We start from the raw sequence: 18,720 nt of genomic DNA, 5'->3' as shown, positions 1-18,720 counted from the left end.
GTCACAACGAGAGTGCCATGAGTTCAGTTTCCCGCCGTAAAGCCTACCGCGCCGCCATCGTTCACAACCTCGCCGACCCGGCCGAAGTGGCGCTGGAGGCATCCTGTGAATACTTTGCCGACGGCTTGCTGCTGGTCGAGGACGGCAAGATCGTTTCGGTGGGTCACGCTGCCGATCTGCTGGAGCGCCTCGACGACGATGTCGAGCTGATCGAGTACCCGGACGCACTCATCACACCGGGGTTCATCGACACCCATATTCACTTGCCGCAAACCGGCATGATCGGCTCCTACGGCGAGCAGTTGCTGGACTGGCTCAACACCTACACCTTCCCCTGCGAAAGCCAGTTCGCCGACCCCGCGCATTCAGCACAGGTGGCCGACATCTTCATCAAGGAACTGCTGCGCAACGGTACAACCACGGCACTGGTGTTCGGCAGCGTGCACAAGGAATCGGTCGAGGCGTTTTTCAGCGCGGCGCAGGCACTTGATCTGCGCATGATCGCCGGCAAGGTGATGATGGACCGCAATGCGCCGGACTACCTGGTCGATACGCCAGAATCCGGGTATGCCGATAGCAAGGCTTTGATCGAGCGCTGGCATGGCAAAGGGCGTTTGAGCTACGCAGTGACACCACGATTCGCGCCAACCAGTAGCCCGGAGCAGTTGAGTCTGGCCGGCCAGTTGCTGACCGAATACCCCGGCCTGTACCTGCAGACCCACATCAGCGAGAACCTTCAGGAGATCGAGTGGGTCAAGGCGCTGTTCCCGGAGCGCAAGCATTACCTGGACGTCTACGATCACTTCAACCTGCTCGGCGAGCGCTCGGTGTTCGCCCATGGCGTGCACCTGTGCGACGAACAATGCGCCCGACTGGCGCAGACCGGTTCGGCGATTGCTTTCTGCCCGACCTCCAACCTGTTTCTGGGCAGCGGCCTGTTCAACTTGCCGATGGCCGAGAAGCACAAGGTGAATGTCGGTCTGGGCACCGACGTGGGCGGCGGCACCAGTTTTTCGATTCTGCAGACCCTGAACGAGGCCTACAAGGTCATGCAGATGCAGGGCGCGCGGCTCAATCCATTCAAGTCGCTGTACCTGGCGACGCTGGGCGGCGCGCGGGCGCTGCGCCTGGAAGACAAGGTCGGCAGCCTGAAGCCAGGCAACGAGGCTGACTTCCTGGTGCTCGACTACAACGCCACCCCGCTGCTGTCGTATCGTTTGAAGCAAGCCAAAGGCATCGAAGAGATTCTGTTCGTGCTGATGACGATTGGTGATGACCGGACTGTGAAGCAGACCTGGTCAGGTGGGCGATTGGTGCATGAGCGGAGTTGAACCTGCTCTCAGGACAACTCTCGCCACTCACGCTCCAGCGCGGGGATGCAGGTCGCGACGCTCTGCGTCGCACGATAATTGTTCATCCACACAGCCTCAACGCCCCGGTTTTTTCCGGCCCATGACGTGCGAGAACACCGCATGCAAATCATCCGTGGCGCTGTCTTCGTCAAGGTTGAGTTTGCTGTCGATGTGGTCCATGTGATGCATCATCAATTCGACGGCCAGTGCCGCATTGCGGGCTTCGATGGCGTCGATCAACTGGTTGTGCTCATCGTAGGAACAGTGCGTGCGATTGCCGGTTTCGTACTGGGCAATGATCAGCGAGGTCTGCGACACCAGGCTGCGCTGGAAGCTGATCAGCGGCGCGTTTCTAGCGGCCACGGCCAACTGAAGATGGAATTCGCCGGACAAACGAATACCGGCACCCCGATCACCGCGGGCGAAGCTGTCGCGCTCGTCGCTGACCATCTGGCGCAGCTCGGCCAGTTGCTCGGCAGTAGCGTGCTCGACCGCCAGTTCAGTGATTGCCTTCTCGACCATACGCCGGGCGAAAAACACCTGCCGCGCCTCTTCAACGCTGGGGCTGGCGACCACCGCGCCACGGTTGGGGCGCAGCAGCACGACGCCCTCATGGCCCAACCGCGAAAGGGCGCGACGAATGATGGTACGGCTCACACCGAAAATCTCGCCCAGCGCCTCTTCACTCAATTTGGTACCCGGCGCCAGCCGCTGTTCCAGAATGGCATCGAAGACATGTTCGTAAACGACATCGTCCTGCGTGACGTTACGGCTTGAGCCAAGGCTGCGCGGCTGTTTCTTGAGGGGCAGGGACTGGTCGTTCATGGGCACTCGTGCGCAGGTGGATGACGGCATCGGGACTGGCGCATTGTACACAGGGCAAAAGCGCAGACACGCGCAAAAAAAAGCCCGCAGTGTGGGCGGGCAAGAGGTATTCAGCTGCCCCTGTACGTCGAGTAGCTGTATGGCGAGATTAACAGCGGCACATGAAAGTGTTCCTGACCTGCATCAATGCCGAAGCGCAGCACCACCTCATCGAGAAAGGCAGGCTCATTCAGGACCACGCCCCGCGCGCGGTAATAATCGCCAGCCTTGAAGTGCAACTGATAGACGCCGGATTGATAGGCCTCACCCTGCAGCAGCGGCGCATCGCAACGCCCGTCGCTATTGGTGAGCGCACTGACAACGTGCAGCAGTTGCTGGCCTTCGACCCGGTACAGCTCGATGCGGATGGCGCTGCCTGGGCAGCCGTGGGCGGCATCCAGTACATGTGTGGTCAATTTTCCCAAAACTTCACTCCTCACATCCGGCCATGGTCAAGCAGTGCACCAATGAAGTGCTCTACATCGTGCGATTGCGACCGATTAAGACACTTTCGGGAAAAGCTGTACACAATAAATTCCTGATCGTTCAACAGCCCGTGGCCAGGACACCGGCTGGGCGCAGGATTGGCCAGACATATAGGAAGCAGAGGAAAAATATCAGGTTTTTTACGATTAGCTGACCAGTCAGGCAGGTTTCTTGCTTGTTTTACGCTTACCGAGACGCTTCGGTGCAGAAACGTACAGGGTTACAAGCTGAAAACAAAATTGTATACAATCTTGACCCAACAGTGCCTTGACCGCTCTTGGCATTGCACCTGACTTAACGCATCCAACGCACCCCATGTAGAAAAAGGAAGCTTGCAGTGAGCGCTGACTACCCACGCGACCTGATCGGTTACGGCAACAACCCGCCTCACCCACGCTGGCCGGGTAATGCGCGCATTGCCTTGTCTTTCGTGCTGAATTACGAGGAAGGTGGCGAGCGCAATATTCTGCATGGCGACAAGGAATCAGAAGCCTTTCTGTCCGAGATGGTTGCCGCGCAGCCACTCCAGGGCCAGCGTAACATGAGCATGGAGTCGCTGTACGAGTACGGCAGCCGCGCCGGTGTGTGGCGCATTCTCAAGCTGTTCAGGCAGTTCGATATCCCCCTGACCATTTTTGCCGTGGCCATGGCCGCGCAGCGTCATCCGGAGGTGATCCGCGCCATGGTCGCCGAAGGTCATGAGATCTGCAGCCACGGCTATCGCTGGATCGACTACCAGAACATGGACGAAGCCCAGGAGCGTGAGCACATGCGCCAGGCGATCCAGATCCTCACCGACATCAGCGGCGAACGGCCGTTGGGCTGGTACACCGGGCGCACCGGCCCCAACACCCGGCGCCTGGTCATGGAGGAAGGCGGGTTTCTCTATGATTGCGACACCTACGACGACGACCTGCCGTACTGGGAGCCGAACAACCCGACTGGTAAGCCTCATCTGGTGATTCCGTACACCCTGGACACCAACGACATGCGTTTCACCCAGGTGCAGGGCTTCAACAATGGCGAGCAGTTCTTTCAGTACCTCAAGGATGCGTTCGACGTGCTGTATGCCGAAGGCGAAGACGCACCGAAGATGCTTTCCATCGGCCTGCATTGCCGCCTGATCGGCCGCCCCGCCCGCCTCGCCGCACTCAAGCGTTTCATCGAGTACGCCAAAGGCCATGAGCAGGTGTGGTTTACCCGTCGTGTCGATATCGCCCGGCACTGGCACACTGAACATCCGTTTACCGGCAAGGCCGAGCAATGAGCACGTTCAAGACACTGACACCTTCAAGCCTGGGCCGGGAGGCGTTCATCGCGGCCTTTGCCGATATCTACGAACACTCACCGTGGGTCGCGCAGCAAGCGTTCGACCAAAGCACAGGCGCGCATCTCGATCAGGTCGAGACCCTTCACGCACGCATGAGCGAGATCCTGCTGGGTGCCACACACGAGCAACAACTGGCACTGATCAATGCTCACCCGGACCTGGCAGGCAAGGCTGCCGTCCAGGGTGAGCTGACTCAGGCCAGTACCGATGAACAGGCCGGCGCCGGTATCCACCACTGCACGCCTGAGGAGTTCCAGCGCTTTACCGAGCTGAACGAGGCTTACAAGGCCCGCTTCGGCTTTCCGTTCATCATGGCGGTCAAGGGCAGCGACAGGCACAAAATTCTGGCAGCGTTCGAACAACGCATCCACCACTCGCCCGAGGCCGAGTTTGCTTGCGCCCTGGCCGAGATCAACAAGATCGCACTGTTTCGTCTACAGGCGCTTTGAGCGTCGCAGTCATAACCGTATTCAGAAGGCAGACAAAGAGCATGAAAGTTTACGCCGCACCGTTCGAGAAGTTCGTGAACCTGGCCGACGCACGTCTGGGCACCAAAATCCTTTCGGTCACCGATGACTGGTTCGCCGACGCCAACCGGCTGTTCCAGCCGACCCCGGCCGTCTGGAAAGAAGGCGTGTTCGACGACAACGGCAAGTGGATGGACGGCTGGGAGTCGCGCCGCAAGCGTTTCGAAGGGTACGACAGCGCAGTGATTCGCCTCGGTGTGGCAGGAACCATCAAGGGTGTGGACATCGACACCTCGTTTTTTACCGGCAACTTCCCGCCTTCCGCGTCGCTGGAGGCGTGCTTCCTGGCGTCGGGCGAGCCCGATGAAAACACTGCCTGGACCGAAGTGCTGCCGTCTGTAGAGCTACAAGGCAACAGCCATCATTACCACGAGATCAGCAACGATCAGGCGTTCAGCCACCTGCGCTTCAACATCTACCCGGATGGCGGCGTCGCGCGTCTGCGCGTGTACGGTGTGCCGCATCGAGACTGGTCGAAAGTCAGCGAGGACGAACAGATCGATCTGGTTGCAGCGCTCAATGGCGGCCGATCGATTGCCTGCTCCGATGAACATTACGGCAGCATGAGCAATATCCTCAACCCTGGGCGCGGTGTGAACATGGGCGACGGCTGGGAAACCGCGCGCCGCCGCACACCCGGCAACGATTGGGTGATTGTGGCACTCGGGCATAAGGGCGAAGTCGAGAAAGTCATCGTCGATACCCTGCACTTCAAAGGTAACTACCCGGACAGCTGCTCGATTCAGGGCGCTCTGGTCAAGGGTGGCACCGACAGCCAGATCGAAACCCAGAGCCTGTTCTGGCGCGAGTTGCTGCCCAGCCAGAAGCTGACCATGCACGCAGAACACGAGTTCGCCGAGCAGATCAAGGCGATCGGCCCGATCACCCACATCCGCCTGAACGTATTCCCGGACGGGGGCGTGAGCCGCCTGCGAGTACTGGGCAAGGTGGCCAGGTAACAACGCGTCGGAAGTCAGCAGAAGGCAACAGGCTATCGTTCCCACGCTCCGCGTGGGAATGCAGTTCCGGACGCTCTGCGTCCAGTCTTGAGTATGTGTGGCGCGGCGTAGAGTTGTGACGCAGAGCGTCACGAAATGCATGCCAACGCAGAGCATTGGCACGATAGTCATCAATACGAATGTGCAAACGACCCACCCTCAAAACCATTGAAGAAGAACCCGCATGCGCAAACTGATAATCGAGCCACTGACCAAGGAAGCCTTTGCGCCATTCGGTGATGTGATCGAAACCGACGGCAGCGATCACTTCATGATCAATAACGGCTCGACCATGCGCTTTCATCGTCTGGCTGATGTGCAGACCGCGCAGCCGGAAGACAAGGCGATCATCAGTATCTTCCGCGCTGAAGCGCTGCCGATGCCGTTGACCATCGGCATGCTGGAGCGTCATCCGCTGGGCAGTCAGGCGTTCGTGCCGTTGCTCGGCAACCCCTTTCTGATCGTGGTCGCGCCGGTTGGCGATGTGCCTGAATCAGAGCTGACCCGCGCCTTCGTGTCGAACGGCAGGCAGGGTGTCAATTACCATCGCGGCGTCTGGCACCATCCGGTGCTGACGATCGAAAAGCGGGATGACTTCCTGGTGGTTGATCGCAGTGGCGAAGGCAACAACTGCGACGAGCATTACTTTGCCGAGAGCCAGTTGCTGGTTCTCGATCCCCACCCACTGGAAGGGTAAACACCGTGCTGGCACATATGATGGAATGGCTGAATCTGGGCGTGCGCTGGATTCACATGATTGTCGGCGTCGCCTGGATCGGCGCATCGTTCTACTTCGTCTGGCTGGAGAACAACCTCAACCGCAGTAACCCGCGTGAAGGCCTGTCGGGTGATCTGTGGGCGATCCACGGCGGCGGCATCTACCACCTGGAGAAGTACAAGCTCGCACCGCCGACCATGCCGGAGAATCTGCACTGGTTCAAATGGGAAGCCTATTCGACCTGGCTGTCAGGGGTCGCGCTGTTGTGCGTGGTGTTCTACGCCAACCCGACGCTGTACCTGCTGGCACCGGGCAGCAGCCTGAGTGGTGCCGAGGGCGTGCACATCGGCCTGGGTTCGTTGTTCGTCGGCTGGTTCATCTACAGCTTTCTGTGTGACTCGCCACTGGGCAAGCGCCCTGCCCTGCTGGGCGTGGTCCTGTTCGTGCTGCTGGTCGCGGCGGCATACGGGTTCAGCAAAGTATTCAGCGGTCGCGGTGCCTATCTGCATGTGGGCGCGATCATGGGCACTATCATGGTCGGCAACGTGTTCCGCATCATCATGCCGGCCCAGCGCGCGCTGGTAGCCGCCATTGCCGAGAACCGCACGCCGGACCCAAGCCTGCCGGCAAAAGGCCTGTTACGTTCACGGCACAACAACTACTTCACTCTGCCTGTGCTGTTCATCATGATCAGCAATCACTTTCCAAGCACCTACGGCAGTGAGTACAACTGGCTGATTCTCGCAGGCATCGCGCTGCTGGCCGTGCTGGTCCGCCACTACTTCAATACACGGCATGACAGCCACCGCTTCGCCTGGACCCTGCCGGTCGCGGCGCTGGGCATGCTGTGCCTGGCGTATGTCACCGGCCCTGCGCAACCACCGGCCAGGATCGTCTATCAGCCACTGCCCGGTACAGCGGTCGGCGGTCATCGGGCTGATGAGCAACCTGCGCAACCCGCCGCTGCGCCTGCCCAGGCAGCGTCTGTCCAGCCCGAACCTGCCAAGGTGGCAGGTGCAGACTTCAACACGGTGCACGACGTCATTCGGCAACGTTGCTCGGTCTGTCACTCGGCCACGCCTACCAGCCAGTTGTTCAGCGTCGCTCCGGCCGGCGTGATGTTCGATACGCCTGAGCAGATCCAGCAACAGGCACCGCGTATCAAGGCGCAGGCGATCACCGCGCCGATCATGCCGCTGGGCAATATTACCCAGATGACCCAGCAGGAACGTGATCTGGTAGGCGCCTGGATCGATCAGGGCGCGCACATCAACTGAAGCACCGGGCATTGCCCTGTTTTCGCTCCAGGCGCCCTGCTCTGGAGCACTTGAGCACGGCGACGCGAGTCAGTATCCTCCGCCGCCGCTACCAACCCGCCCACCACTTTCCCGCTAACTGAACCCGACCGGGCGGCCCATTGGCTGAACGGCACGCAGAACGCTGTGCATTGGAAAAAAAGACCTGAAATCGACATTTAGATATCGGTTTGAAGGGTTACTTAAACTTTTTTTCACTGATTGGCGCAGCTCTTGCTAACAACACAAAGCTGACCAGACAGACAAATTATTGCAACCACCGACAAGGCGTCACGCATAGAGCGCCAGTCCGAAAAAATCACGATCTACATCAAGGGGCTCACCGCATGAACCGTACGATTTCCAGTGCATTACTGGCCAGCAGTCTGCTGGCTGCCGCACCCGCCATGGCAGGGGATATCTTCCAGTGGCAGAGTAATAGCCTGACCTATCTCAATGGACGAGACTTTGCTGTCAACCCGGAAAATCAGCAGACCTTTACCTTTGAGCACGCGGACAGCTGGAAGTACGGCGACAACTTCTTCTTCGTCGACAAGATCTTCTACAACGGTAAGAAAGACGCAACCGCTGGCGATAACACCTATTACGGCGAGTTCTCGCCACGCCTGTCGCTGGGCAAGATCTTCGGCCAGAAGTTCGAGTTCGGCCCGATCAGCGATGTGCTGATTGCCGCAACTTACGAGTTCGGTGAAGGCGATAACGAGTCGTACCTGATCGGTCCGGCGTTCGACCTGAAGATACCGGGTTTCGACTACTTCCAGCTTAACTTCTACCAGCGCCAGACCGAAGGCAATCGCCCGGGCGACGGCGTGTGGCAGATCACTCCGGTGTGGTCCTACACCATCCCGGTGGGCAAATCGGATGTGCTGATCGACGGCTTCATGGACTGGGTGGTCGACAACGACAAGACCTCGCGTGGCACTTACCACTCCAACCTGCACTTCAACCCGCAGATCAAGTATGACCTGGGCAAGGCACTGAATTACCCGGAGCGGCAGCTCTACGTGGGTATTGAGTACGACTACTGGACCAACAAATACGGCATCAAGGACACCAGCTCCTTCGACACCGATCAGAACACCGCGAGTTTGCTGGTGAAGGTGTTCTTCTAAGCACGTTGTTTGACGGTGATGACGCTCACTCCCAAGCTCTACGTTACGTAGGTCTCTGTGGGAGCGAGCTTGCTCGCGAAGGCGGTGTTTCAGACACCCTTCGGTTGGCTGTACCAGCCCCTTCGCGAGCAAGCTAAGCGTCGCCCGGCTCGCGCCCACGGCCCTGGATCAGAAGTGTGGATGACCGCCTCCACTCACTCCTTCGCAGCTTTCCAGACCTTGCCAACCAGCGTCACGACCAGCACCAGCACGGCACCGGCAATGATCCCGGCAACAGCATCGATCAGCGTCGGAACGATCATCGACAGACCGCCAACCGCACCGGCTGCCGCTTCAGTCACGCCTTCGACCCAATGATGAGCGAACGGCAGACCGTGGACCAGGATCCCGCCGCCGACCATGAACATGGCGGCAGTACCGACGATCGACAGCACTTTCATCAACACCGGTGCCAGCCACAGCAGGCCGGCACCGATCTTTTGTGACACCGAAGCTGCGCTTTTCTTCAGGTACAGGCCCAGGTCGTCGAGTTTGACGATACCGGCCACCAGCCCGTAGACCCCCACGGTGATCAGCACTGCGACGATGACCAGCACACCGACCTGATCCATGAAGGGTCTGGCCGAGACCACACCCAGCGCGAGCACGATGATTTCCGCGGAAAGAATGAAGTCCGTGCGAATCGCGCCTTTTACGCGCTCCTTTTCGAACGCCACCATGTCCACGGACGCATCCGTCGACGCCTGCTTGCGCTGCTCATGCTCTTCACCGGTTTCGGGATGCAGCCATTTATGGGCGATTTTCTCGAAGCCCTCGAAGCACAGAAACGCACCGCCGATCATCAGCAACGGCAGAATCGCCCAGGGTGCGAAGGCACTGATCAACAGCGCTGCCGGAACCAGAATGGCCTTGTTGAGCAGCGACCCCTTGGCCACGGCCCAGACAACCGGTAATTCGCGATCCGCTGAAACACCGGTGACCTGCTGGGCATTGAGCGCCAGATCATCACCCAGCACACCCGCCGTCTTCTTCGTGGCCAGCGCCACGTCATCGAGCAACGTCGCAATATCGTCAAGCAGGGTAAGCAAGCTTCCAGCAGCCAAAATGAAAATCCTTGAGCAAGTAAAAAAAGGAAGCGGCGCTGATTGAATCATGCGCCAGAGTCAATCGTGTGGCAGTCAGCAACTCTGACCTTGGTCAGACGTGAACGTTTGACGCTGCATGCAGCAAACAGGCCACGCCGAAACCCGTCAAATGGGCAACTGTGTCGTGGAAACGACCTGACGCAGCCCCATGAACGAACGGATCTGTCTGACACCGGGCAAGTACAGTAACTGTTCGGCGTGCAGGCGGTTGAAGCTCTGACTGTCCTTGGTGCGCAGCAACATGAAGTAGTCGAACTCGCCGGTGACGACATGAAACTCCATACAGCCGGAAACCTTCTGCGCGGCGGCTTCGAATTGAGCAAATGAATCCGGTGTCGAGCGGTCCAGTACGACACCGATCAGCACCACCATGCCTGCGTCCAGAACATCGCCATTGAGCAACGCCACCACGCCCTTGATCACGCCCGCCTCTTTCAGCCGCTCGACGCGCCGCAGGCACGCAGGCGGACTCAGTTTGACCTTCTCGGCAAGTGCCACATTGGAAATGGACGCGTCACGTTGCAGGGTCTTGAGGATGGCGCGGTCAATCCTGTCCAGCAGCGGCGTCATGTCAGCACCGGACTTTTTAGTGCGTTCATTTATTGCTTTCATAATGAAATTCACACAATAAAAGTCTGTTTAGTTGTGTTCAGGCTAACGCTTATTTTGTAGATAAACAATTCTTTGCAACCACGATTATTCGCAGTTTTCCTATGATGGGAGCCATGCCGGGCCGCTCGATAAACACATCGAGTTCCACCTTCAATGCCCGGATCAACTTATCAACGGAGACCCGATATGAACCTGAGCAAGTTCAAGCGCTACCCTCTGACCTTCGGCCCCTCGCCCATTACCCCACTGAAACGCTTGAGTGAGCATCTGGGCGGCAAGGTCGAGCTGTATGCCAAGCGCGAGGATTGCAACAGCGGTCTGGCCTTCGGCGGCAACAAGACCCGCAAACTGGAATACCTGGTGCCGGAAGCCATCGACGGCGGCTACGACACATTGGTGTCGATCGGTGGCATCCAGTCCAACCAGACCCGTCAGGTGGCAGCCGTCGCGGCGCATCTGGGCATGAAGTGCGTGCTGGTTCAGGAGAATTGGGTCAACTATTCCGACGCGTTGTACGACCGGGTCGGCAATATCGAGATGTCGCGCATCATGGGCGCCGATGTGCGCCTGGATTCGGCAGGCTTCGATATCGGCATTCGCCCGAGCTGGGAAAAGGCCATGGCCGACGTCGAGGAAAGCGGCGGCAAACCGTTTCCGATTCCAGCGGGCTGCTCGGAGCACCCTTATGGCGGCCTGGGGTTCGTGCGTTTTGCCGATGAAGTGCGCCAGCAGGAAGAAGAACTGGGCTTCAAGTTCGACTACATCGTGGTCTGCTCGGTAACCGGCAGTACTCACGCAGGCATGCTGGTGGGATTCGCTGCCGATGGCCGGGCACAGCGTGTGATCGGTATCGACGCGTCGGCCAAACCGGAAAAGACCCGCGCTCAGGTTCTGCGTATCGCTCAGAACACCGCAAAACTGGTGGAGCTGGGCCGCGAAATCACCGCCGAAGACGTGGTGCTCGACACCCGCTATGCCTACCCGGAATACGGCCTGCCGAACGATGGCACCCTCGAAGCCATCCGCCTCTGCGCCCGCCTGGAGGGCGTGTTGACCGACCCGGTCTACGAAGGCAAATCCATGCACGGCATGATCGACATGGTGCGCAACGGCGAATTCCCCGAAGGCTCGAAAGTGCTCTACGCCCACCTGGGCGGCGTGCCGGCGTTGAATGCCTACAGCTTTCTGTTCAAGGACGGTTGAGCCGAAAGCGTTCCTGCAGTCGATAACACACTTCGGCTGCAGTGTTCCCGGCTAAACCCGAAAATACTTCTGCAGCGCCTGCGCCAGCAGGCTCACCGCCTCGTCGTTCTGCGACGACAGCGAGCGCAGGAAGACGATTTCGTGCTCGGGTATTTCAGGCAGGTCATCAAGAATCTGCATGGCTTCCGTGACCCCGCTCCGATCGATGAGGCTGATCGCCAGACCCGCTTCCACACAGGCTTTGATCGCCTGGTTGGACGGGCTTTCGAGAACTACACGGGTTTTGCGGCCGTTGTCTTTGAGTGACGCCAGCATGGCTTCACGATAAGGACATTGCGCTGCGTGAATCGCCAGCGGCAACGGGTCCGCAGATGCCAGTGCGGCACTGGCCGGCCCGACCCAGACCGGCTTGGTCGATACCAGAAACTGCGCATCAGCACTCAGCTGCCCTTTGGGTTGCGCGATCACTGCTGTCTGCAACTTGCCACGCGCAACCTGCTCGCGCAGGGCGTAGCTGGGTGCGGATTTCAACTCCAGCACGACATTGGGCCACGCGGCCGCGAACACTGGCAGGATGTCGCGAATGACATGCACGGCGTACTCATCCGGAACCCCCAGCGTGATGCGTCCGGCCAGATGAGTGCCTTGCAGATCCGCCAGCACCCGGTCATGCGTGGACAGCAACTCTGTCGTCGACAACAGCAGGCGCTTGCCCAGTGCCGTCAGCGACACCGCCTGGTTGTCACGGTTGAGCAAGCGCCCGCCCGCCACGGCCTCGAGGCGCTGGATATGCACACTTACTGCTGCCGGGCTTTTATGAAGTTGTTCGGCAGCCGCCGAAAACTTTCCTATCCGCGCCACCGCATGGAAGGTGCGCACCAGTTCGATGTCGAGAATGGCCGTCATGATTCATATTTCCTGAATAAGTCATGCATTTAATTTTGATTTATTAGACTACGCCGTTTTCGTAACCTGCGTCCATGAACCCATACCTGTCGATTGCTCCGAGCGTCTCGCGGCCTGCCTGGCACCAGGCCATTCCCTTGCCCCTGCTTGAAGCTGCGCTGGTTCTGACCTGGAGTTCGGGCTTCGTCGGCGCACGCTTTTCGCTGGAACATGCGCCGCCGCTGCTGGTGGTGTTCTGGCGCTGTGTGGTGGTCACCCTGATCCTGCTGCCTTTTGTCGCCAGGCAACTGAGATCGATCGCGCCGGCCACACTGCTGAAAAACGCAGGTATCGGCCTGCTGGCCATGGCCGGCTACGTCGCCGGTGTCACGCAGGGCATTGCGCTGGGCGTGCCCGCCGGACTCGCCGCACTGTTTGCCGATTTGTTGCCCATGGGCATGGCGCTCCTGGCGGCAGTGGTGCTCGGACAACGGCTGGCCTGGCAAATCTGGGCGGGACTGTTGGTCGGGCTGATCGGTGTAGTGCTGGTGACCTACAGCGCGCTGGCGGTAGGTGACGCACCGTTGTGGGCCTACGGCCTGCCGCTGCTGGGCATGTTGTCACTGGCCATCGCGACGCTGTGGCAGAAACAGTCCAGCACCGCACAGCCTATGGCACTGCTGCCCAACCTGTGGCTGCAATGCGCTGTTTCCAGCATGGCCTTCGCGATTATTCAGGGCACACAGGGCAGCCTAGCGCCTGTAGCCAGTACCGGCTTTGCGCTGAGCGTGCTATGGACGGTGGGGCTGGCAACCCTGGGCGGGTACGGACTGTATTGGGTGTGTCTGCGCCGCGCGACGGCGACCCGCGTCGCCAGCGTGCTGTACCTCAGCCCACCGGTGACGATGCTCTGGGCCTGGGCAATGTTCGACGAACCGCTGTCCTGGCAGATGGCGTCAGGCATGGCGGTGTCAGGTATCGGCGTGTGGATGGTGGTGCGGGCGGAACAACGGCAGTCGGCCTCCTGATGGGGTCAGGAAGCCGACTTTGCTTAGGCTCTGTACGAAAGTGGCTGCGCTCGGTGATGCTTCGTTAAAAACAGGCTTGGGGGCGAGTCCAATCGGAATGCTCATTTACAACACGTAGAGTCGAACGCGACCCCGGCCGTTCCTCGCCTGTTTTTGCCTCGCCTGACCTTCGCTCGCCGACTTTTCGTACAGAGCCTGGCGCAGGTTAAACCTTGAAACGCGCGACCATGCTCTGCAAATCGCTGCCCAGACGGGCCAGCTCGACAGTCGACGCAGCGCTTTGCTCAGTGGCAGAAGCGGACTGATCGGCAATGTCGCGAACGCTGAGTACGCTGCGGTTGATTTCTTCGGTCACAGCGCTCTGTTGCTCGGCCGCGGCGGAAATCTGCTGACTCATCTGTTCGATGGTGCCGATGGACTGGTTGATTTCCACCAGCGCCTGTTCGGCCTGACGAGCCAGCACCACGGTGCCTTCAGTGCGCTGCAGGCTGGCGTCCATCAGGCCCGAGGCGGCGCCTGTACCTTTTTGCAACGCCTGGATCAGCGCTTCGATTTCGGTTGTGGAGTTCTGCGTACGCTGAGCCAGCGAGCGAACTTCGTCAGCCACCACGGCAAAACCGCGACCCTGCTCGCCTGCCCTTGCGGCCTCGATGGCTGCGTTGAGCGCCAGCAGGTTGGTTTGCTCGGCGACCGCCTTGATCACGTCAATCACGCTGCCGATCTTGCCGCTGTCTTCGGTCAGACGCTGCATGGCTTCACCCAATTGCTGCACTTCACCGGCCAATTGCCCGATTTCGCGCGTAGCATGCTGCACCACACTGCTACCGTGAGCAGCGCGCTCGCTGGCCTGTTTGGCGGCTTGCGAAGCGTCTTCGGTGTTGCGCGCCACTTCCTGTACGGTAGAGGCCATTTCGTTCATGGCAGTGGCGACCTGATCGACTTCGTTTTTCTGCAGGGTGACACCCGCGCTGGTCTGCTCGCTGACGGCAGACAATTGTTCGGCCGCCGTGGCGATCTGCGTAACACCGTTGCCGATGCCACCGATCAGGCCGCGCAGCGAAACAGTCATGTGCTGCATGGTGTTCTGCAGCAGGCCCAGTTCGTCCTGGCGGGTGGTGCTGCTGTCATGGGTCAGATCACCGTCGGCAATCCGGCGCGCCGCAATCACGGTGCTGTTCAACGGCACGGTAATCTGACGCGTGATCAGGAACGCAGCAAAGATGCCGACCAGCAGCACGACCAGCGCTACGCTGAGCAATTGCACCACAGCGGTTTGTTGTTCCTTCTTGGCACTGATGACCTGCAGCGCTGCCAGATCATCGGCACGGGCTGCGGTCGCTACGGATTGCTGTTGCAGATCGTTGCGGATCTGCTCGGTCTGCTGAAGCATGTCCGAAATCGACGTCATCAGGACCTTGTACTGTTTCAACGCCACCAGCGCGGCATCCACTGCAGCATTTGCCTCGACAGGCAATTGGCTGCGAGCGGCGTCCACTTGTGCGATCAGGGCGTCGGCGGCCTTATAGGTGGCCTGACGGTTGTCGGCATTCGGAACGCTCAGGTAGCGGCGAAACACCAGACGGAAATTGGTCATGCCGTTACGCAGGTCGCCAGCGATCTTGACCTGCCTGATGCCGGTTTCATTTGGCGAGCGCAAGGTGTCGTCAATGGTCTTGTTCAGCAGATTCTCGAAGGTCGCGCTGACGTCATCGGACACCTTGATGATCGGTTTCAACGCCTCGTCGACTTTCTGATTGATGCCGACCAATTGGTCGAACGTCTGCTTCAGACCGCCCACCTGCTCCTTGATCTCGCGCAGCTTGGCCAGGTTGCTCGAGATCACGAACACCTGCAGGCCCTGATCGACACTGCGGCTCAAGGTATCCAGCGCGCTGGCGTAATTCTGCACACCTGCGGCGGTAGGGCCGGTCGCATAGGCTTGCGCAGCAATCCGGGCATTCAGGACGTCAGCCTTGATCTCGGCGACCTTGCTGCTTTTGCCCATGCGCTCGATCAGCAGGTTGGTGCTGGAGTAGCCGATGACGGTGACGGTCAGTACTCCGAGCAAAATAGCGGCAAAGCCCAGCCCGAGCTTCTTGCTGACTTTCAGATTGTCCAACCATTTTGCGCTCATTGCATGTGTGCCTTTGATTTTTCGGAATACCCGTGAGTCGGCGCTGAAAGATTTAACTTGATAGTTAACGTTATCGGAATCACGCACGCGCCAATCGAAGGCACCCTGAAGCCCATGAATTACGGGGCCGGCGCGCGATGATGAATATTTATTTAAATCGCCTGAGCAGAATTTTTCCGATGATTGGCACCGCGCGAAACCGGAAGATCACGCAATGAAACTGCCTTGATCTTCGCCTGTACGGAGCCATCGGAGATTGGCAACAGCGTCAGACGTTGCGGTCGGTGAAATGAACATCCAGCCGGATGTTTTCCGGCTCGTTGATCGCTGCCAGGTACTCGTCTACGGTGATTTCTCCGACGCAGGCCCGTGCGCCCGGTTGTGGGCGATAGCCACCGGCCATTTTGCTGCTCAGCGCGACGGCAGCACTGCCGGGGATCTCCGGGCCCTTGTCGTTCAGTGCAGTCAATTGCGCACGCATGTGCAACGGCTGGCCGGTGAGGTCGACGCCATCGACATCGATGTACATCGCGCTCTTTCGATCACCCCACTGTTCAAAGCGCGCGCCCCAACGGTACAGGCGCTCGGCCCACGACGCAGGATCGCGCAGCAGCCCATAGCGAATCGCCAGCGCCAGCAGCCAGGTCGCGATGCCGCCGGCCTTGAGCGCGGAGCCGGCCTTGAAGCTCAGATGCTGCGCGGCATAACGTGTCGCGAATACATCCAGGTCCGGGACGTCGACATTGGCCACCAGCCGTGTGCCCATGCCGGGCATCCGGCGCAGGGTCAGGTCCATCCAGCCATGGACTTCGTGGACCTTGCCGTTGCGCAGTTGCCTGATCGGCCGCCCGGCATTGGCCAGTACGCCACGCACGGTCGACAGACCGGGCATTTTCGCTGCCGAGGAGATGCCATGCTCTATCGAATCGATGCGCAGAAAACGCTGGCGATGCTGATCGATGATGGCCGCCGAAAGCGTCGGCACCGAGCTGCAACCGCTCAACACGCTGACACCTGCCTCACGCGCCTGGGCATCGAGGCTGGCGATACCGGCGACAAACGCCCGGCAATCCGCCAGGTCGCAATAATTCACACCCGCCTTAATGCAATGCCGGGCCACGGCATACGACTGTCCCTGAAAAGGCCCCGCCGTGTGGATAAGCAGATCAATGCCCAATTCACCCAGCTCACTGCCCGCGCCGTCCTGCATGATGTCCACGCACCAGCTCTCGCAGAATCTGCCAGCCAGTGTTTGCAGTGCGGCAACCTTTTCCGCCAGCTTGCGCGGGTCGCGACCGGAAATGACCAGTTCGATGTCCGGCATCATCGCCAGATGATTGCAGATAAGGCTGCCGAAGTTGCCGTAGCCGCCGATGACCAATACGCGAAATGCCATTGACTCGTCCCTGACCTGCAGAAGGATGTGACCCTGCCTCGTTGCGCCACGATTGCCGTGAGCAATGGCAATGAAATGCGCGTGCATTATTGATCATTGGCCGCAGGCCGGGTACAAAACCCTGTGCCTTTTTTGATTGTCCCGGGAGCAACGGATGCTGGAACTACACACCGAACGACTTTATCTGCGGACCCTGCTCGCCAGCGACTGGCCGCTGTTTTTCAGGCTGCACTCCGAGCCCGAGACTATGCGCTACGTATTCGGAGAAATCGAAGAAGCGCAGATCCGCAAAGGCTTCGATCATCGCCTCCCCGACTGGACGCCGGAGTCCGATCACTGGCTGTGCCTGGTGGTCACAGACACACAAAACGATGCAGAGCTGGGGGTCAGCGGCTTTCGCATCCTGTCGCCGGGTCATGCCGAAGTGGGCTGTCTGTTACTGCCGGAACATCAAGGCAAGGGCTTCGGCACCGAGTCACGCCGCGCAATCATCGACTACGCAACTGCCATCGGCCTGGATTCACTGGAATCGACCGTGACCGACGGCAACATCGCTTCCTGCAAGGTTCTGGAGAAATGCGGCTTTACCTTCGAGCGCCGTGTCCCGCAGGCCTATCAAATCGGCGATCAGTGGTTCGACGACCTGATATACCACCTGCCACTGCGCTGATGAAGCAACTGACCGGCGTTCGCCGGTCAATCGCAAACACCTTCAGGCCTGGGGCCGCCCTCCGAGAATCGTCACTCGCTCGCCATAGCGCGAGTGCGGGAAGTAATCCCACACCGCGTGATGCTGGGTGCAGCGGTTATCCCAGAACACCAGCGTGTTCGGTTCCCAGCGCACGCGGCAACTGAGGCAGGGTTCGCGGGCGATCAGATCGAACAGCATATTCAGTACGGTGCGGCTCTCGCCGGGCGAGAGTTGCACGATATGCGAGGTGAACCCGGAATTCACGAATAGGCTGCGGCGCCCGGTTTCAGGGTGGCGAACCACCACCGGGTGTTCGCTTTTCGGAAGGTTGGCGGGCGGCTGATAGCCTTTCCACGGAATCTCGCCATCGTGAATGGCTGTCAGCCCGCCGAGAAACTGCTGCATCGCCGGCGAGAGCATTTCAATGGCCAGGTGCATGTTGGCAAACAGTGTGTCGCCGCCGGTGCCGATGGCGGGGGTTTCCTTGACGTACAGCATCGAGCCCATTGACGGCTCCAGATCAGCGGTGCCGTCGGTGTGCCATAGCTCGCCCGCAGCGAAACGCGATTGCGCATTGGCGCGCACCACGACCAGTTCCGGGTCATCGCCATCGATGCTGTCCACCGGCAAGGCGCGCAACGGACCAAACAGTCGGCCGAACGCCTTGTGCTGTTCGACCGTCAGGTGCTGATCGCGAAACACCAGCACATGATTTTCCAGAAAGGCCCGGCGGATTTCCGTCAACTGCTCCGCACTGGGTGGCTGCGACAGATCGACACCGCTGACCTCGGCACCGATGATCGGTGTCAGGCGGTCGACCGTGATGCTCTGATACGGCGCACGCACGGCGCCTGCGATGCCTTCTATGGCCTTGAGTGCCATTTGATCCATGATCCCTCACCTTCAGGTTGTTGGCATGGCCG

At 59.6% G+C, this 18,720-nt stretch carries 18 protein-coding genes; 10 read left to right on the top strand and 8 right to left on the bottom strand.

Features of this window, described 5'->3' with window-relative positions:
• The first annotated feature begins 17 nt into the window (after window positions 1-17).
• A complete protein-coding gene (gene guaD / locus ACW55A_RS12480) occupies window positions 18-1,331 on the top strand; it encodes a guanine deaminase (RefSeq protein ID WP_455808048.1) in 1,314 nt (437 codons plus the stop codon).
• A 96-nt stretch (window positions 1,332-1,427) separates the two neighbouring features.
• Here guaD and ACW55A_RS12475 read toward each other — a convergent pair whose 3' ends face one another.
• Complete coding sequence (locus tag ACW55A_RS12475; RefSeq protein ID WP_004413961.1) at window positions 1,428-2,177, bottom strand: GntR family transcriptional regulator; 750 nt, start codon at window positions 2,175-2,177, stop codon at window positions 1,428-1,430.
• A 110-nt stretch (window positions 2,178-2,287) separates the two neighbouring features.
• The gene (uraH, locus tag ACW55A_RS12470; RefSeq protein ID WP_455808049.1) at window positions 2,288-2,641 is read right to left on the bottom strand and encodes a hydroxyisourate hydrolase; all 354 of its coding nucleotides are present in this window, start codon (window positions 2,639-2,641) and stop codon (window positions 2,288-2,290) included.
• Window positions 2,642-3,039: 398 nt separating this feature from the next.
• On the opposite strand from uraH, the gene puuE reads away from it, so the two are divergent.
• The 6 genes from puuE (at window position 3,040) to ACW55A_RS12440 (ending at window position 8,703) form a co-directional block, all read left to right on the top strand.
• Window positions 3,040-3,969 (top strand): allantoinase PuuE, encoded by a 930-nt coding sequence (puuE, locus tag ACW55A_RS12465; protein ID WP_060708850.1) that lies wholly within the window; start codon window positions 3,040-3,042, stop codon window positions 3,967-3,969.
• Entirely contained in the window at window positions 3,966-4,481 is a 516-nt protein-coding gene (gene uraD, locus ACW55A_RS12460) for a 2-oxo-4-hydroxy-4-carboxy-5-ureidoimidazoline decarboxylase (protein WP_002552800.1), read from the top strand. The genes puuE and uraD overlap by 4 nt, the downstream gene beginning before the upstream one ends.
• A gap of 41 nt (window positions 4,482-4,522) precedes the next feature.
• Complete coding sequence (gene alc / locus ACW55A_RS12455; protein WP_003371441.1) at window positions 4,523-5,518, top strand: allantoicase; 996 nt, start codon at window positions 4,523-4,525, stop codon at window positions 5,516-5,518.
• A gap of 223 nt (window positions 5,519-5,741) precedes the next feature.
• Window positions 5,742-6,254 carry an ureidoglycolate lyase gene (locus tag ACW55A_RS12450; RefSeq protein ID WP_003371439.1) on the top strand — a complete coding sequence of 171 codons (513 nt, stop codon included), beginning with the start codon at window positions 5,742-5,744 and terminating at the stop codon, window positions 6,252-6,254.
• A 5-nt stretch (window positions 6,255-6,259) separates the two neighbouring features.
• Window positions 6,260-7,552: a urate hydroxylase PuuD gene (locus tag ACW55A_RS12445; RefSeq protein WP_161428681.1), complete on the top strand. Its 1,293-nt coding sequence runs from the start codon at window positions 6,260-6,262 to the stop codon at window positions 7,550-7,552.
• Between the two features lie 365 nt (window positions 7,553-7,917).
• Window positions 7,918-8,703, top strand: a complete 786-nt coding sequence (locus ACW55A_RS12440) for an outer membrane protein OmpK (RefSeq protein WP_003423373.1) — start codon at window positions 7,918-7,920, stop codon at window positions 8,701-8,703.
• Between the two features lie 194 nt (window positions 8,704-8,897).
• On the opposite strand, the gene ACW55A_RS12435 is transcribed toward ACW55A_RS12440, so the two are convergent.
• Both ACW55A_RS12435 and ACW55A_RS12430 read right to left on the bottom strand, forming a co-directional pair.
• Window positions 8,898-9,806, bottom strand: a complete 909-nt coding sequence (locus ACW55A_RS12435; RefSeq protein WP_003371432.1) for a DUF808 domain-containing protein — start codon at window positions 9,804-9,806, stop codon at window positions 8,898-8,900.
• 147 nt (window positions 9,807-9,953) lie between these two features.
• Complete coding sequence (locus ACW55A_RS12430; RefSeq protein ID WP_032609981.1) at window positions 9,954-10,460, bottom strand: Lrp/AsnC family transcriptional regulator; 507 nt, start codon at window positions 10,458-10,460, stop codon at window positions 9,954-9,956.
• Between the two features lie 186 nt (window positions 10,461-10,646).
• Here ACW55A_RS12430 and ACW55A_RS12425 point away from each other — a divergent pair, with 186 nt between their 5' ends.
• On the top strand, window positions 10,647-11,663 hold the full coding sequence (locus ACW55A_RS12425) for a 1-aminocyclopropane-1-carboxylate deaminase (RefSeq protein ID WP_002552793.1): 1,017 nt from the start codon (window positions 10,647-10,649) through the stop codon (window positions 11,661-11,663).
• Between the two features lie 51 nt (window positions 11,664-11,714).
• Here ACW55A_RS12425 and ACW55A_RS12420 read toward each other — a convergent pair whose 3' ends face one another.
• Window positions 11,715-12,569 (bottom strand): LysR family transcriptional regulator, encoded by an 855-nt coding sequence (locus ACW55A_RS12420; RefSeq protein WP_455808050.1) that lies wholly within the window; start codon window positions 12,567-12,569, stop codon window positions 11,715-11,717.
• 74 nt (window positions 12,570-12,643) lie between these two features.
• On the opposite strand from ACW55A_RS12420, the gene ACW55A_RS12415 reads away from it, so the two are divergent.
• Complete coding sequence (locus ACW55A_RS12415) at window positions 12,644-13,576, top strand: DMT family transporter (protein ID WP_003371426.1); 933 nt, start codon at window positions 12,644-12,646, stop codon at window positions 13,574-13,576.
• A 205-nt stretch (window positions 13,577-13,781) separates the two neighbouring features.
• Here ACW55A_RS12415 and ACW55A_RS12410 read toward each other — a convergent pair whose 3' ends face one another.
• Complete coding sequence (locus tag ACW55A_RS12410) at window positions 13,782-15,710, bottom strand: methyl-accepting chemotaxis protein (protein WP_498810994.1); 1,929 nt, start codon at window positions 15,708-15,710, stop codon at window positions 13,782-13,784.
• A gap of 268 nt (window positions 15,711-15,978) precedes the next feature.
• Window positions 15,979-17,106, bottom strand: coding sequence for a saccharopine dehydrogenase family protein (locus ACW55A_RS12405; protein ID WP_455808051.1), 1,128 nt, complete (start codon window positions 17,104-17,106; stop codon window positions 15,979-15,981).
• A 154-nt stretch (window positions 17,107-17,260) separates the two neighbouring features.
• On the opposite strand from ACW55A_RS12405, the gene ACW55A_RS12400 reads away from it, so the two are divergent.
• Entirely contained in the window at window positions 17,261-17,776 is a 516-nt protein-coding gene (locus tag ACW55A_RS12400; RefSeq protein WP_003371419.1) for a GNAT family N-acetyltransferase, read from the top strand.
• Window positions 17,777-17,818: 42 nt separating this feature from the next.
• Here the strand turns inward: ACW55A_RS12400 and ACW55A_RS12395 are convergent, their stop codons facing one another.
• On the bottom strand, window positions 17,819-18,688 hold the full coding sequence (locus ACW55A_RS12395; RefSeq protein ID WP_003371417.1) for a TauD/TfdA dioxygenase family protein: 870 nt from the start codon (window positions 18,686-18,688) through the stop codon (window positions 17,819-17,821).
• Window positions 18,689-18,720: the final 32 nt, after the last annotated feature.

It is taken from the genome of Plantibacter cousiniae (nom. nud.) (genome assembly GCF_977070315.1).
Note: the sequence above shows the minus strand (reverse complement) of the source record. Positions and strands in the feature narration are given on the sequence as shown.

Excerpts from the sequence above, each read along its gene's own strand:
- ACW55A_RS12440 (WP_003423373.1), top strand. The coding sequence starts at position 7,918 with ATGAACCGTACGATTTCCAGTGCATTACTGGCCAGCAGTCTGCTGGCT.
- alc (WP_003371441.1), top strand. The coding sequence starts at position 4,523 with ATGAAAGTTTACGCCGCACCGTTCGAGAAGTTCGTGAACCTGGCCGAC.
- ACW55A_RS12395 (WP_003371417.1), bottom strand. The coding sequence starts at position 18,688 with ATGGATCAAATGGCACTCAAGGCCATAGAAGGCATCGCAGGCGCCGTG.
- guaD (WP_455808048.1), top strand. The coding sequence starts at position 18 with ATGAGTTCAGTTTCCCGCCGTAAAGCCTACCGCGCCGCCATCGTTCAC.
- ACW55A_RS12400 (WP_003371419.1), top strand. The coding sequence starts at position 17,261 with ATGCTGGAACTACACACCGAACGACTTTATCTGCGGACCCTGCTCGCC.
- uraD (WP_002552800.1), top strand. The coding sequence starts at position 3,966 with ATGAGCACGTTCAAGACACTGACACCTTCAAGCCTGGGCCGGGAGGCG.
- ACW55A_RS12420 (WP_455808050.1), bottom strand. The coding sequence starts at position 12,569 with ATGACGGCCATTCTCGACATCGAACTGGTGCGCACCTTCCATGCGGTG.
- ACW55A_RS12475 (WP_004413961.1), bottom strand. The coding sequence starts at position 2,177 with ATGAACGACCAGTCCCTGCCCCTCAAGAAACAGCCGCGCAGCCTTGGC.
- ACW55A_RS12415 (WP_003371426.1), top strand. The coding sequence starts at position 12,644 with ATGAACCCATACCTGTCGATTGCTCCGAGCGTCTCGCGGCCTGCCTGG.
- ACW55A_RS12430 (WP_032609981.1), bottom strand. The coding sequence starts at position 10,460 with ATGAAAGCAATAAATGAACGCACTAAAAAGTCCGGTGCTGACATGACG.
- ACW55A_RS12405 (WP_455808051.1), bottom strand. The coding sequence starts at position 17,106 with ATGGCATTTCGCGTATTGGTCATCGGCGGCTACGGCAACTTCGGCAGC.
- ACW55A_RS12450 (WP_003371439.1), top strand. The coding sequence starts at position 5,742 with ATGCGCAAACTGATAATCGAGCCACTGACCAAGGAAGCCTTTGCGCCA.
- ACW55A_RS12425 (WP_002552793.1), top strand. The coding sequence starts at position 10,647 with ATGAACCTGAGCAAGTTCAAGCGCTACCCTCTGACCTTCGGCCCCTCG.
- ACW55A_RS12410 (WP_498810994.1), bottom strand. The coding sequence starts at position 15,710 with ATGAGCGCAAAATGGTTGGACAATCTGAAAGTCAGCAAGAAGCTCGGG.